This window comes from Streptomyces sp. SCSIO 75703 (genome assembly GCF_036607905.1).
Classification (GTDB): Bacteria; Actinomycetota; Actinomycetes; order Streptomycetales; family Streptomycetaceae; genus Streptomyces.
This window is the reverse complement of record NZ_CP144555.1, coordinates 506,763-521,319: the sequence shown is the minus strand read 5'-3', so window position 1 is coordinate 521,319 and position 14,557 is coordinate 506,763. Positions and strand designations below refer to the sequence as shown.

Annotated in this window: 11 protein-coding genes and 1 tRNA gene; 8 read left to right on the top strand and 4 right to left on the bottom strand. The window is 75.7% G+C overall.

What is annotated here, in order from left to right; translation table 11 throughout:
* Nucleotides 1–121: 121 nt before the first annotated feature.
* On the top strand, nt 122–1,153 hold the full coding sequence (locus tag VM636_RS02375) for a LacI family DNA-binding transcriptional regulator (RefSeq protein ID WP_030421172.1): 1,032 nt from the start codon (nt 122–124) through the stop codon (nt 1,151–1,153).
* A gap of 131 nt (nt 1,154–1,284) precedes the next feature.
* Here VM636_RS02375 and VM636_RS02370 read toward each other — a convergent pair whose 3' ends face one another.
* Nucleotides 1,285–2,442, bottom strand: a complete 1,158-nt coding sequence (locus tag VM636_RS02370; RefSeq protein WP_053912857.1) for a Gfo/Idh/MocA family oxidoreductase — start codon at nt 2,440–2,442, stop codon at nt 1,285–1,287.
* 309 nt (nt 2,443–2,751) lie between these two features.
* Here VM636_RS02370 and VM636_RS02365 point away from each other — a divergent pair.
* From VM636_RS02365 to VM636_RS02350, 4 genes are all read left to right on the top strand, one after another.
* Nucleotides 2,752–2,825, top strand: a tRNA-Pro gene (locus tag VM636_RS02365).
* Nucleotides 2,826–3,462: 637 nt separating this feature from the next.
* Nucleotides 3,463–3,666: a cold-shock protein gene (locus VM636_RS02360; protein ID WP_030421174.1), complete on the top strand. Its 204-nt coding sequence runs from the start codon at nt 3,463–3,465 to the stop codon at nt 3,664–3,666.
* Between the two features lie 331 nt (nt 3,667–3,997).
* Nucleotides 3,998–5,539 (top strand): DEAD/DEAH box helicase, encoded by a 1,542-nt coding sequence (locus VM636_RS02355; RefSeq protein WP_051821406.1) that lies wholly within the window; start codon nt 3,998–4,000, stop codon nt 5,537–5,539.
* 198 nt (nt 5,540–5,737) lie between these two features.
* On the top strand, nt 5,738–6,052 hold the full coding sequence (locus tag VM636_RS02350) for an SCO5918 family protein (protein WP_030421176.1): 315 nt from the start codon (nt 5,738–5,740) through the stop codon (nt 6,050–6,052).
* Between the two features lie 84 nt (nt 6,053–6,136).
* Here VM636_RS02350 and VM636_RS02345 read toward each other — a convergent pair whose 3' ends face one another.
* Nucleotides 6,137–6,496, bottom strand: a complete 360-nt coding sequence (locus VM636_RS02345) for a hypothetical protein (protein ID WP_030421177.1) — start codon at nt 6,494–6,496, stop codon at nt 6,137–6,139.
* A 113-nt stretch (nt 6,497–6,609) separates the two neighbouring features.
* On the opposite strand from VM636_RS02345, the gene VM636_RS02340 reads away from it, so the two are divergent.
* On the top strand, nt 6,610–7,821 hold the full coding sequence (locus VM636_RS02340; protein WP_338483072.1) for a helix-turn-helix transcriptional regulator: 1,212 nt from the start codon (nt 6,610–6,612) through the stop codon (nt 7,819–7,821).
* A gap of 124 nt (nt 7,822–7,945) precedes the next feature.
* Nucleotides 7,946–8,368, top strand: a complete 423-nt coding sequence (locus VM636_RS02335) for an ATP-binding protein (RefSeq protein ID WP_338483070.1) — start codon at nt 7,946–7,948, stop codon at nt 8,366–8,368.
* 298 nt (nt 8,369–8,666) lie between these two features.
* Here the strand turns inward: VM636_RS02335 and VM636_RS02330 are convergent, their stop codons facing one another.
* The gene (locus VM636_RS02330) at nt 8,667–9,746 is read right to left on the bottom strand and encodes a hypothetical protein (RefSeq protein ID WP_338483069.1); all 1,080 of its coding nucleotides are present in this window, start codon (nt 9,744–9,746) and stop codon (nt 8,667–8,669) included.
* Between the two features lie 96 nt (nt 9,747–9,842).
* Here VM636_RS02330 and VM636_RS02325 point away from each other — a divergent pair, with 96 nt between their 5' ends.
* Nucleotides 9,843–11,804, top strand: a complete 1,962-nt coding sequence (locus VM636_RS02325; protein WP_338483068.1) for a helix-turn-helix transcriptional regulator — start codon at nt 9,843–9,845, stop codon at nt 11,802–11,804.
* Nucleotides 11,805–11,808: 4 nt separating this feature from the next.
* Here the strand turns inward: VM636_RS02325 and VM636_RS02320 are convergent, their stop codons facing one another.
* Nucleotides 11,809–14,448 (bottom strand): CHAT domain-containing tetratricopeptide repeat protein, encoded by a 2,640-nt coding sequence (locus VM636_RS02320; RefSeq protein WP_030421182.1) that lies wholly within the window; start codon nt 14,446–14,448, stop codon nt 11,809–11,811.
* Between the last annotated feature and the right edge of the window lie 109 nt (nt 14,449–14,557).

Genomic DNA, 14,557 nt, shown 5'->3' with positions numbered 1-14,557 from the left:
GTCCTTTCGGTGACAGGGCCCACGGAGTGGTGTCATTCTTGTCCGGACAAACGCTGCGAACAACCAGCAGGCGTCCATCAAAAACCCCTCAGAACGGCCGAGGGGGCGGAAGGAGCCGGTGATGGGCCACCCCTTCCCCATCAGGGAGATCGCACGTCAGGCCGGGCTGAGCGAGGCCACCGTCGACCGGGTCCTCAACCGCCGCGGCGGAGTGCGGGAGAGCACCGCCCACGAGGTCCGGCAGGCCATCGCCGACCTGGACCGCCAGCGCACCCAGGTCCGGCTCGTCGGCCGCACCTTCATGATCGACATCGTGATGCAGGCGCCGGACCGCTTCTCCGCCGCCGTACGCGCCGCCCTCGAGGCCGAACTCCCCTCGCTGCGCCCCGCCGTCCTCCGCTCCCGCCACCACTTCCGCGAGACCGGGCCGGTCGGCGAACTGGCCGGAGTCCTGGACCGGATCGCCCGGCGCGGTTCCCAGGGCGTGATCCTCAAGGCCCCGGACGTCCCCGAGGTGGCCGACGCGGTGGGCCGCCTGACGGCTGCGGGGATCCCCGTCGTCACGCTCGCCGCCGACCTGCCCGCCAGCACCCGGCTCGCCTACGTCGGCATCGACAACCGGGCGGCCGGCGCGACCGCCGCCTACCTCGTCGGGCAGTGGCTGGGGGAGCGGCCCGGTCACGTGCTCACCAGCCTCAGCAGCGGCTTCTTCCGCAACGAGGAGGAACGGGAGATGGGCTTCCGCGCCGTGATGCGGGCCCACCACCCCGAGCGCGCCCTCGTCGAGGTCACCGAGGGCCAGGGCCTGGACGCCGCCCAGTACGACCTGGTGCGCTCGGCGCTGGAACGCGACCCGGAGATCCGCGCCGTCTACTCCATGGGCGGCGGGAACATCGCCACGCTCCGTGCCTTCGAGGACCTCGGCCGCCCCTGTGCCGTGTTCGTCGCGCACGACCTCGACCAGGACAACACCCGCCTGCTGCGCGAGCACCGGCTCTCCGCCGTCCTCCACCACGACCTGCGGCACGACCTGCGCGAGGCGTGCCACACGGTGATGCGGGCCCACGACGCCCTGCCGCCGGCCGCACCCCCGCTGCCCTCCGCGATCCAGGTCGTCACCCCCCACAACATGCCGCCCGCCCCGGCGGGGTGACGGACGCCGGCGCGGACGGCAGCGGTGCGGGCGCGTCGGTGGCCGGGTTGGCGGGGCGGCGCGGGCCTCGGCGCCGGGGTGGTGGGGGAGCGTGGTGGCGCGGGCCTCGCCGGGGCCGGTCCACCGGCCGGTCAGGGCAGGGGCCGTTCCCACGCGCCGCCGGCCGCCGAGCGCGCCATCGCGTCCAGGACGGCCGCGCTGCGCACCGCGTCCGCCGGGGTGGCCCCGTACGGGGTGCCCTCGGCGACGGACCGCAGGAAGCGGTACGCCTCCACCACCTTGAGGTCGTCGTAGCCCATGGCGTTGGCGGCACCCGGCTGGAACGCGGCGAACTCGCCGTGCCCCGGGCCGACGTACACCGTGCTGACGGGCTGGTCCTGGTAGTCGGTGCCGCGGCTGACACCCAGTTCGTTCATCCGCCGGAAGTCCCAGAACAGGGCGCCCCGCGTGCCGTGCACCTCGAAGCCGTAGCCGTTCTGCTCGCCGACCGAGACCCGGCACGCCTCCAGGACCCCGCGGGCGCCGGAGGCGAAGCGGAGCAGGCAAGAGACGTAGTCCTCGTTCTCCACCGGTCCCTTCACCCCGCCGGCCGCACGGGCGTGACCGGCCGTCGCGGAGGCGGGGCGGGCCCGCTCGGGCAGGAAGACGGCGGTGTCGGCGCACAGGGAGTCGATGTCGCCCAGCAGGAACCAGGCCAGGTCGGCCCCGTGCGAGGCCAGATCGCCCAGCACCCCGCTGCCGCCGCGCTCCCGCTCGTAACGCCAGGTCAGCGCCCCCTCGGGGTGGGCCGCGTAGTCGCTGAAGAAGCGGAAGCGGGCGTGGGTGACGGTGCCGATGTCCCCGTCGGCGATCATCTCGCGGGCGGCCTCGACGGCGGGCGCGTTGCGGTAGTTGAAGCCGACGGCGCCCTGCACACCGGCGCGGGCGACCGCGTCGGCGACCGCGCGGGCGTCGGCGGTGGTCAGACCGACCGGCTTCTCGATCCACAGGTGCTTTCCGGCCTCGGCCATCACGACGCCGATCTCGCGGTGCAGGAAGTTCGGGGCGGTGACGCTGACGGCCCGCACACGCGGATCGGCGGCCACCTCGCGCCAGTCGCGGGTCGCGGAGGAGAAGCCGAACCGGTCGGCGGCCTCCTCGGCCCGCCCCGGCACCTCGTCGGCCACCGTCACCAGCTCCGGCCGCAGCGCGAGGTGCGGATAGTGGTGCCGTACGCGGGCGTACGCCTGGGTGTGCACGCGGCCCATCCAGCCGAAACCGACGACGGCGACGCCCAGCGCATCCACCATGAAGAGCCCCTCTGCGGACCGGTCCAGTCACTGACCCGCTCACCCTGAGCGGACCCCACCCGTCCTGTCAACCATTTGACAGGACATACTCCGGGCCTGCTCCGGGCCCCCTCGGCACCGCGCCCCGACTGGGGGGCGGGCCCGCGAGAGCCGTGCCCGCGGCGCCGGGCGCCGGGCGACCGACGGGGGCCCGACCCCTGTCGAACGGCGGGCGAAGGGGGCGTCTCCGCCGGCCATCCGCGTGCCCTGTCCCACCCTCCGTATGAGGTAGTCTTGACCAGCGTGATCGCGGGCAACCGTGATCCACACCGGGACGTGGCGCAGCTTGGTAGCGCACTTGACTGGGGGTCAAGGGGTCGCAGGTTCAAATCCTGTCGTCCCGACGGAAAGCCCTGGCGAGATCGTTTTCTCGCCAGGGCTTCGTCGTGTCCGGGCGGGGCCCCTGGCGTGCCGCCCGGTGGGCGGCCCAGGCGTGCCGGCGACGAGGATCCGCCGGGTGCGTGGTCCCCGGGCCGCTCGTGACGGCCGCGCGGCACCCGCCCCCTGCCCACCGCCGTCGGGGTGCTCGGCGTCCTCGCCTGGCTCCCCGCCTCCCGGGCCCGTGCGGACGGGAAGGCCGTGCGCCCGCCCCGCCGCGACCGTCCTGATCGTGCCGGGCGGGGGTGCCGCGCCGTGGGGCCGGTCACCCGGGACGCGTCCGGCGACACCGGTCTGCCGCCGACCCTGCCGGGCCGGTCATATCTGTGCCCGTGGGATGAGGTTTCCGTGGGTCGCCGCCCGGAGGTTCATTACCGCGACGGACGAAGCGGAATTGTTTACCACGCACCGGCCGTTCTCACGTGCTACTGTCGGTGTCGGTTGCAGTTGTGGTTCCCGAAAACCTCAGATGTTTTTCAGTCGGCCTCCAGGCCGCTGGGGGCATTTTTTGTTGTTCCGGTCTTCTCCGGGTGGGGTAATCATCGCGGCGACACGGTATCCGCACGGTGTGGATGCCGGTGCACTGCCCCGAAGGAGAGTGACATGGCCACTGGTACCGTGAAGTGGTTCAACGCGGAAAAGGGTTTCGGCTTCATCGCGCAGGACGGTGGCGGCCCCGACGTGTTCGCCCACTACTCGAACATCGCCGCCCAGGGTTTCCGTGAGCTGACCGAAGGCCAGAAGGTGAGCTTCGACATCGGTCAGGGCCAGAAGGGCCCGACGGCCGAGAACATCGTGTCCGTCTGAACCGGTTGACGCCGACACCGACGCAGACGTGTGGCTGGGCCCGTATCCTCCGGGGTGCGGGCCCCAGCCGCGTGCGCCTCACAGTGGCCCGGGGAGCCCCCGGGCCACTCCGCGCCCCCGCCGCGAGGCGGACCCCCGCCCCGGCCGCGCCGCGGACGACGCCCCGCAGGGCGTCTCCCCCTCGCGCCCGCCCTTCCCGGCGCCGGCGCCCGCGTGCACCGCAGGCGATCGCATTTTCTCTCGCATTCCATTCGGCCCCTTCTCGCAATTCTCGGTACCGGATCTCACCACGGGAATTCCTTGATGTGCGCCGCAACGAGGAAGGTTCCGTATGAACCGCACCCGTACGAACAATCGCTTCACCCGCACCCGTGGCGGCGGTAACGGCTCCGGAAAGGGCGGCGGCCGGTTCGGCGCGTCGCCGGCGCCGAAGCGCTCCGGCGGACAGAACGGGTCCCGTGGTCACGGCCGGCGGCCCGCCGCCGCACCCGGCGAGTTCGCCCTCCCCGAGACGATCACCCCCGCGCTGCCCGCCGTGGAGAGCTTCGCCGACCTCGACCTGCCCGCGGAGGTCCTGGCCGAACTGGGCCGCCAGGGCGTGACCGCGCCGTTCCCCATCCAGGCCGCGACCCTGCCCAACTCCCTCGCCGGCCGCGACGTCCTGGGCCGGGGCCGCACCGGCTCCGGCAAGACCCTCGCCTTCGGACTCGCCCTGCTGGCCCGCACGGCCGGGCAGCGCGCCGAGCCCCGGCAGCCGCTCGCCCTGATCCTCGTGCCCACGCGGGAACTGGCACAGCAGGTCGGCGACGCGCTCGCCCCCTACGCCCGCTCCGTCCGGCTGCGGCTGGCCACGGTCGTGGGCGGGATGTCCATCGGCCGGCAGGCGAGCGCGCTGCGCGGCGGCGCCGAGGTCGTCGTCGCCACCCCCGGACGGCTCAAGGACCTCATCGAGCGCGGCGACTGCCGGCTCGACCGGGTCGGCGTCACCGTCCTCGACGAGGCCGACCAGATGACCGACATGGGCTTCATGCCGCAGGTCACCGCGCTGCTCGACCAGGTGCGCCCCGACGGCCAGCGCCTGCTGTTCTCCGCCACGCTCGACCGCAACGTCGACCTGCTGGTGCGCCGGTACCTGAACGACCCCGTCGTGCACTCCGTCGACCCGTCGGCCGGCGCGGTCACCACGATGGAACACCACGTCCTCCAGGTCGACGAGGACGACAAGCGCGCCGCGACCACGGAGATCGCCGCCCGCGACGGCCGCGTGATCATGTTCCTGGACACCAAGCACGCCGTCGACCGCCTCACGAAGCACCTCCTGCGGAGCGGGGTGCGGGCCGCCGCGCTGCACGGGGGCAAGTCGCAGCCGCAACGCACCCGTACGCTGACGCAGTTCAAGACCGGGCACGTCGACGTACTGGTGGCGACGAACGTCGCGGCGCGCGGCATCCACGTCGACAGCCTCGACCTCGTCGTCAACGTCGACCCGCCCACCGACCCCAAGGACTACCTCCACCGCGGCGGCCGGACGGCCCGCGCCGGGGACTCCGGCAGCGTCGTCACCCTGGTCACCCCAGACCAGCGCCGCGCCATGACCCGGCTCATGGCGGCGGCCGGCATCGTCCCGCAGACCACGCGGGTGCGCGCCGGCGAGGAGGCCCTGCGCCGCATCACCGGTGCCCAGGCCCCCTCCGGCGTCCCGGTCGTCATCACCGCGCCGGCGGCCGAACGCCCCGAGAAGCGCGGTTCCGCCGCCCGCGGCCGGCGCCGCCCCGCCGCGGCGTCCCGCCGCACCCCGCGGCAGCGGTCCTCCTCGTCCTCCCCGTCGCCCCGGTCTTCCTCGTCCTCCCCGTCCTCCGACAGGGCGGCCTAGGACCGTCTCGCTCAGGAGGCTCACCCACATCTGCAGGAGGCATCTGGTGACGCTGGTCCGGATGCACGGCGGGCACACGGTCCCCGGCCCGCCGCCGCAGGCGCCGCCCACGCCCGACGGCGAGGGCAGTGCCCCGGACCCGCCCGCCCGATCCCGCCGACCCGCCCGGCCCGTCTTTCCTTCTCCCTGTGAGGCATCATGCGCTGTGTCATCGCCCGCTTCCCGTTCGACCTGACCAAGAGCGGCGTGCTCGAATCCATGAAGGGCGTCAAGCCCGAGCCGATCACCCACGAGTTCATCGTCATCGGGCGGCGGCAGTTCCCCGCCAAGCAGGTCGGGCAGGTCGTCACCCGACAGGACCGCCGCGACTTCAGCATCGCCGAGGTCGTGCGGGCCATGACCCAGCTCGGCTTCACCTGCGGCACCCTGCCCCCGGCCGAGCCCGAGCCCGAGTCGGTGGCCGGTTCCTACGAGCGGGCCTCGGCCCTGCTCGGCACCCCTCCGGCCCCCTGACGGGCCGCACGGACCCGGACGAAACGGTGAGGGCCCGATCGGCGGAGACCGATCGGGCCCTCACCCGTGCGGGCGGTGTCGAGGTCAGTGGTCGGAGTAGCTGAAGTCCCCCATGGTCCAGGCGCTCACGTCCTCGATCGCCACGCGGTACATCCCGCCCGTCTCCGGGATGCCCACGGCCCCCTGGAGAATGCGGGCGACGTGGAAGTGCAGGTGCGTGGGCGGCCCCTCCCTCTTCACGGGGGCGTCGAAGACGGCGGAGAACGCCCCCAGTTCGGCGGAGCTCTCCAGCACCTCCGACACCCTCTGCCGCCATACGGACTCGGGGGCGAGGCGACCGGTGATGACGGCCCCTCCGATGACCACGGTCAAGGACATCCGGCTGCTCTTCCCGGACTCCACGAGGGCGGCGATGTCAACGATCAGCTCGTCAGGCTTCGGCATGGCAGCGCATTCTATGCACCTCACCACCCGATCCGCCCGCCCGGCCTCCCACCCCGGCCACCGCCGGCCCGGCGAGCGGTGGAGCACGCCGAGCGCGGGCGTACCGTGGCCGCGTGGCAAACGAAGACCTCGGACGGACCCTGCGACGCCTTCGCCGTCTCGCCTCCCTCACGCAAGAGGAGCTGGCGGAGCGCTCCGACGTCTGCGTCGACGTCGTCCGTCAGCTCGAACAGGGACGCAAACACTCGGCACGCCTGCCGACTCTGCACGCGCTGGCGAACGGACTGGGCGTCGAACTCACCACGCTCCTCGGCGATCCGCCCGCCGTCGCCTCGACCGGCGAGAGCGACGGACCACGCTTCGTGGCCGTGCGCCGCGCCATCATGCCCGCCCTGCGGAGCCCGGAACCGGAACCGCCGGCCGGCGGCTTCTCCCCGGAGCGGCTGCGCGAGCGGATCGCCGAGGGCTGGACGCGGTACCACGAGGCGGACTTCGACACGGTGATGACGGCGCTGCCCGAACTGATCACCAACGCCCGCTCCGCCACCGTCGCGGACGGCGACGACGAGCGGGCCGCGGGCTTCGCGGCGCTGGGCAAGGCGCTGCAACTCGCCGGCCACGTCGCCGTACGCATGGGCAAGACCGACCTCGCCCTGACGAGCCTGGAACGTGCCGCCGACGCGGCCGGCCACTCCGGCGACCCGCTGCTCCTGCCGATGATCGTCAACTCCATGGCGTGGACGTACCAGCGGCAGGGGCGCCTGGAGGACGCGTTGGCCGTGGCGGTGCGCGCTGCCGCCGACGTGGCGGAAGGGGGCCTGGACGGGACCGCCGACGGGCTGAAGGTCTGGGGAGCGCTGACGATGAGCGCCGCCACGTCGGCCGCGCGGAGCGGCGACTACGAGCGCGCCGCGGCCATGATGGAGACGGCCGAGAAGCAGGCCGCCCGGGTCTCCAAGCTGCCCGACGGCGACGACCGCATGGTCAGCGTCTTCAGCCCGTCCTCCGTCCGTATCGAACGCGTCCGTCTCGCCGTGCAGTACGGGCATCCGGGGGACGCCCTCGCGCTGGCCAAGGGCATGCGGCTGAGCAAGGACACCCCGCCGTCCTGGCGGACGTGGCTGCTGCTGGACGTCGCCCGCGCCCATACGGACATGGGGGACGCCGCGGGGGCCGTGAAGACCCTGGAATCCCTGCGCCGGGTGGCACCGGCCTGGATGCGGCACCACACCCTCGCCGTGGCCATCGTGCGCGACCTGTGGGCCCTCCCGCGCCACCCGCCGGGACTCCGGCCGCTGGCGGAGTTCCTGGGGGTCACCGACTAGCACGCGGAAAGTAGGACGCGACGCCCCTGTCAGTCCTCCGGGCAGACCGGTTTCATGAACGGACAACGCCCCGGCGACCTCGTGCACGGTCCCGGGGCTCGGCCGATCCAGAGAGCAGACCGACATGCCGCACGTCCCCACGCGGACGCGTCCCACCGGTTACCCCGGATACAGTGAGACCCTGCCCCGTCGGCCGGAGAGCGCCGCCGCGGCGCGTCGCCCGGTGCGGGTCGCGCTCGCCGTCTGGGGACTGGACACCTTGGCCGAGGACGGTTCGCTGATCGTCTCGGAGCTGGTGGCCAATGCGGTGGAGCACGCCCGGCGCGAGTCCCTCCGGGTCACCGTCGAGCGGCCCGGGGCAGGACGCGTGCGCCTGGGCGTCGTCGACTTCTCGCGCGTACGCCCACTGCGCGGGGAGCCTGAACCCGGGAACGAGAGGGGACGCGGGCTCGTGCTGGTCGACCTGCTCGCCGAGGAGTGGGGCACCGAGCTGTTTCCGTGGGGCAAGCGGGTCTGGGCGGAGCTGCGGAGCGGGGGAGAGGGCTGAGCGGGGACAGGCCCTGGGTGGGTGACCTGGTCTTCGACGAGGACGTCCGACGGCGTGGGACCGTCACGGACGTGCGCGGTGCCGTGCTGTGGAGCGTACGGCCGGAGCACGGTCCCGGTTCGTGGACGTCCGGGGTGCCGGAGCGGCTCACCGTGGTGGCGGCGCGTGCAGGTGCCCGGTGGGCCGTAGTGGCCCGACGGGGCCGCAGGCTCGTATCCCTCCCCCGGAGGCTACGTGCCCGCGGCCCGTTCCGGCGCCGGTGTGCCGCCGGTTCCGGCCGGGTGCGGCGGGGGTGCCGTCACCAGCACATGACCGCCGTCTCGCCCGCCCCCCACGAGGAGTACAGGCGCACCCGGACGACGTAGCGGCGGCCCTTGACGAGCCGGACCCCGAGCGCCGCGTTGCCGGGCGTCCCCCCGTCGTCCCGCCCGGCGAGGTAACGGGGCTCCCCGTCCCGCTCCTCGAAGACCACCAGCACCGCGTCGCCGTCGCCGAAGGTCCCCACCGTGTACGTACGCGTCTGCGGCGGATCGAGGCGGAAGTCGGCCTGCTGGCCCGGCCCGAGCCCCAGCGGCACCGAGCGGAACGGCACCAGCGGCCCCGGCCGGCGCAGCGGCGGATACCAGCGCAGCGCGAACTCCTTGTCCGCCGCCGACAGCGTCCCCGGCGGACGCAGCCCCGCCCGGTAGCGCTCCGGCTCCAGTATGAGCCCCGGCGGGAACGCGTACTCCATGATGGACAGCGGGTCCCACACCGGCGAGTTGGCCTCGTCCGCGTCGAGCCGGCGCAGGATGTTGTCGTAGGTCCGCTCCCGGCCCCAGTGGTTCGGCGGCCCCGCCAGCTCCGCGTAGACCGCGTCCTCGTCCCACAGCAGACCGGCGTACGGGCTCTGGTGCTCGTGCAGCATGCCGAGCGCGTGCCCGATCTGGTGGAGGGCCGTGCCGCGCTCCCCGGGCGCGGTCAGGTCCCAGCCGAAGTTCATCGTGCGGTCGTGCAGCCCCACCCGCAGCGCGTCCCTGCCGACCGCCGACCAGGACCCGTCGTCCGGCCGGAAGCCGATCCGCAGTTCCGCCTCGGACCGGTCGCCGACCTCCCGCAGTTCGAGGCCGATCCCGAGGTCCTGCCACTCGGCGAAACAGTCGCGGACCACGTCGCGCTGCGCCCGCGCGCCCGGCCACGGCTCCCGGCGCGGCCGGCCGGTCCCCGGCATCGGCACGACGGAGGCGTCGGTGTCGGCGCCGAGGAAGCAGTAGTGCAGCACGGTGCCGTTGACCCACATCCGCTGCCCGCCCGCGAGCGCGGCTGCGCGCTCGGCGGCCATCCCCGGCGCGAACGCGGGAGCCGGCCGCGGCGCGAGCGAGCAGTACCGTGCGGTCATGGGCCCCAGCCTGCCGCGCCGCCCCCGCCGGGCGCCTGAGTCGGGGGCTACTCAAGTCGCCCTGTATCAGGGGTGAGCAGGGCGACTCCTGTTGCCGTGAGGACTGACGCGCGAGACGAGACGCACCCCGGCACGCCCTGGCCGTTCACCGGGCGCACGGCCGAACTCGACCTGGTCCGCCGGTCCGTGGCGGCCGGGCGGCCCGGCGTCGCCGTGACCGGACCGGCCGGACGCGGCAAGACCCGGCTGCTGACCGAGGCGCTGCGCGGCACCGGCTGCGCCCGCGTCACCGGGACGCCGGGGGCGCGCGGCATCGCCTTCGCCGCCTTCGCCCACCTGCTTCCCGACTCCGTCACCCTGCACCGCGCCGTGCGCCTCCTGTCCGGAGTCCGGCTGCTGTTCGTGGACGACGCGCACCTGCTCGACGACGCCTCCGCCGCCCTCGTCCACCAGCTCGCCGTGCACGGACGCACCCGCCTCGCCGTCGCCGCCACCACGGACGGCGAGGTACCGGCGGCCGTGTCCCGGCTCTGGTCCGGCGAACTGCTGCCCCGCCTCCACCTGGAGCCCCTGCCCGCCCCGGAGACCGCCGGCCTGCTCACCGCCGCCACGGGCGCCGCCCCGGAACCGCTCACCGCCGCACGGCTGCACCGCCTCGCCCACGGGGACCTGCGGCTGCTGCGCGACCTGCACGCCGCCGTGCTCCGGCACGGGCCGCTCGACCCCGTCCCGGGCACGCGGGAACGGGCCTGGCGGGGCCCGGTGCCGGTCACCACCGCCGTACGGGAACGCGTGGCGCCCGTCCTCGACCGCCTCCGGCCCCGGGAGCGGGAGGCCCTCGAACGGCTCGCCTTCGCCGAACCCCTCCCGCTCGACGCCGACGCCCTCGGCCCGCTCGCCACAGAGTCCCTGGAGGCCCACGGGCTGGTCCGCGTCGACGACCGGGGCGCCGCCCACCTCGCCCACCCCCTGCACGGGGCCGTGCTGCGGGAGGGCGCCGGGCGGCTGCGAGCCCGGCGCTTCACCGGCGCCCCCGACCGGTGCGGGCCGGCCCTGGCGGCGGAGCGGGCCGCGCTGCTGGGACGGATCGCGCGGGCCGACGTACGGGAGCCGCGGGCGCCCGTGGGGGAGTGGCTCGCGGGGGAGGGGCTGCCGGTGCCGGGCGGGTACGCCGCCGTCCGCGCCCGGTTCGCCCGGCTGGGCGGCCTGCTGCGCGAGGCGGCGTCCTGGGCCCGCGAGGGGCTGCGGCACGACCCGGCCGACCCGTCCTGCCGCGCCGAACTCGCCCTGGCCACCGCCCAGTCCGGCGTGATCCCGCCCGCGGTGAGCGCGGCGGCCGGGAGCCCGGCCGCACCGGGTGACGGGGGGCCGGGGCCGGCGGCGGACGGTGCGCCGGGTGCCGGTGAGGGGGCGTACGGCACCGAGACCGGCGGGGCCCGCCCTTCCGCGGAGCCCGGGCGCACCGGCCCCCGCGCGGTCCCCGGGCCCCGCCCCGCCCCCTCCGTCACCGCCTGGGCCGCCGCCGCACGCGGTGACCTCGACGGGGCGGCCCGTACGGCGGCCGACGGGGACCCCTACGACGCCGTCCGCCTCGGCGTCCCGGAGCGCGCCACCGGCCGGCTCACCGGCGTCTTCGCCGACCACGCCGACGCCCTGGCCCGCGCCGACGGACCCGCTCTCGACCGCGTGGCCGGGGAGCTGGAACGGCGCGGCTTCCTGCTCTTCGCGGCGGAGGCGCACGCCCAGGCCGCCCGCGCGCACCGCGCCCCCCTCGCCGCCCGTACCGCCCGCGCCCGCGCCGCCGCACTCGCCCGGCGCTGCCAGGGCGCCCGCACCCCGGCCCTGTCCGCACCCGCCCTCGGCGAACTCACCGCACGGCAACGGCAGGTCGTCACGCTCGCCGCGGCCGGCCTGAGCAACCGGCAGATCGCCGAGCGGCTCACCCTCTCCGTCCGCACCGTCGGCAACCACCTGTACGGCGCCTACGCCCGGCTCGGCGCGGGCGACCGCACGGCCCTGCCCTGCCTGGTCGGCGTGCCCGAGGCACAACCCGCCTGACGGCTCACGCGGCGCCGAAGGCGCTGAACGCCCACCCCGTCGCCTGGTGCAGCGCGTCGCCCGGCAGCGCGGCCCGCGCGTCGCGCAGCGCCTCCGCCAGGGACAGCCCGGCATCGAGCCCCTTGTGCAGCGCCAGCATGAGCGGGACCACGGCCGCGTCGTTGACCGGCGCGCTGCACGCCACCACCCCCGCCGTGCCGAGCGGCAGCAACGCCGTGACCAGGCCGAGCAGTTCGTCGGCGCCGACCGTGGCGAACCGCGCCGTGTCGCAACAGGACAGGACGATCCGGTACGGGCTGCGCCGCAGGCGCTCCAGATCGTGCGCGATGAGCGGCCCGTCCGCCATCCGCAGCGAGGAGAACAGCGGACTGTCCGCCCGGAAGGTGCCGTGCGCCGCGATGTGCGCCAGCGCGGCCCCGTCCAGCTCCCGCAGCACCCGCGGCACCCGCGCCGCGTCCCCCTCCAGCACGATCCGCCGGCCGGGCGGAGGACCGTCCCGCCCCGCTCCCGCCTGCCCGCCGCCGGGCGCCCCGGGGCCTTCGCCCGTCCCACCGCGGTCCGCGAGTTCGGTCACCTCCGCGCCGCCGCCCGCCAGGCCGGGGCCGCGGACCAGGACCTCGCGCCCGCCCGGCGGCGGAGCCGTCTCGTGGGCGCGGAGCCAGCTCGTCGCCGACGGGGAGACGCTGAGCACCCGCTCCCGCAGCGCCGGCAGCAGCGCCCACGGCACCCGGTGCAGCCGGGCCGGCGGCACCACCACGACCGGGCCCGCGCCCAGCCGGTCGGCCGCCGGGCCGAGCAGCAGTTCCTGGAGCCGGCGTCCGGCCGCCTCCACCAGCGGCAGCCGCGCCTCCGCCCCCGGGTGGGCCAGCCGCCGCAGCCCCGCCTGGACGTGCTCGGCCTCCCGCTCCGCCTCCGCCAGCAGCCCCGCCTCGTACCGCCGCACCCGGCCCCGGCCGCACAGCAGGACGTGCACCCGGCCGTCCAGGACGACCAGCTCCACCAGACGGACGCCCTCGCCCAGCCGTTCCAGCAGCCGGGCGACGTCGAAGCGGTCGCCGCCGCCGGGCGCCTCGCCCCGCATGTGCAGCGTCCGCGACCTGATCTCCCGCTCCAGCCGCCGCTGTTCCCGCTCCAGCGCGGGCACCGGACGGCCGCCGTCCCGGCGGGCCTCCTCCGCGCGGGCGGCGATCTCCCGGAACGCCGTCATCCCGCTGAGCAGCGCCGGATCGGCGGGCGGCCGGGCGGGTGGCGCCGACAGCACCGTCGCCCGCCACCGCTCGCTCCACACCAGCAGCCGCCGCGGCCCGCCCGAGGCGAGGCTCGCCCGCTGCGCCAGCGCCGCCAGTTCCGCGCCCTGCGCCGTGGCCCGCGCCCGCAACTCGGAGGCGCCCAGCGTCATCCGGTGGTCGTCGAGCACGTCCAGTCCCCGCCGGCACGCCTCCAGCACGCCCCGGTGCGAACCGGCCGCCCGCGCCCGCAGCGCCTGCGCCGCCCAGCCGGTCATCCGGGCCAGCGGCGGACCGGCCCCCCGGCTGCGGGCGGCGACCGCCAGGTGCCGTTCCGCGTCCTGCGTCCAGCCCAGCTCCAGCGCGATCCGGCCCGCCAGCAGCGACGCCTCCGGTGCCGCCGGGGCCCCGGCCGCGGCCAGCCGCCGTGCCACCGCCGCCGCGTCCGCCACCAGCCGGCCCGAGCCGCGCCCCGCCGCCCGCCGCGCCTCCGCCAGCACCAGCCGGGCGTGGCTCTCGTACCAGGTGCGGCGCTGCCCGGCGAAGAGCCGCACCGCGAGCGCCGCACGGGCGATCGCGGCCTGCGGATCGTCCGCCAGCCGGGCCGCCCGCGCGGCCACCAGCAGCAACTCGGCCTTGCGGGTGGACTGCCCGCCCATGCCGTCCAGCGCGGTGATCGCCCCGTCCGCCTCGGCCAGCGCCTCCGGCGCCAGCCCCGCCGCCATCAGCACCTCGCAGCGCCGGATGGTCAGCATGAACGTGGGCGTGCCGAGCTTCGCGTACCGCTCCTCCGCCTCGTCCAGCAGCCGCAGCGCCGCCGGCACGTCCCCCGAGCGGAACGCCGCCAGACCCCGGCTCTCCACCGCGTCGGCCTTGTCGTGCTCCTGGCCCGTCGTGTCCCACAGGGCCTCCGCCGCCGTGAAGTCCGCGTCCGCCCGCTCCACCGCCCCCAGAGCCAGGTGCACGGTGGCCCGCAGGGTCAGCGCCCGCGCCGTCCAGATCACGTCGGCCGCCTGCCGCAGCACCGGGATCGCCCGCCGTACGTCGTCCAGCGCCTCGCCGTGCCGGCCCAGCACCCACCAGACGTACGCCCGCCGGAACAGCACCCGCGCCCGGGTGTGCCCGGTGCCGCGCGCCACGCCCCGCTCGAACGCGGCCAGCCCCTGCCGGGTGCGTCCCGAGTGCACCAGCGCCACCCCGAGCGTGGCGAGCACGTCCGCCTCCCGCTCCGGCGACTCGGCGCGGGCGGCCAGGTCACGGGCCCGGCGCAGATGGGCCAGGGCACGCCGGGTGTCCCCGAAGTCCCGCTGCCAGATGCCGATCACCTGGTGGGCCACGGACGCGTGCAGCGGCGGCGGACCGGAGGCGAGGACCTTCTCGGCCCCCGCCAGTGCCTCGCCGGGCGCGGCGAACACCATCGGCAGCAGCCGCAGGACCGTATCGTCGTCAACAACCGCCGTCACACACACGGATGGTAGTGCTCCGCCACCTTCCCCCACAGGTGCGAGCCTGTATCAGCCCGGCCGC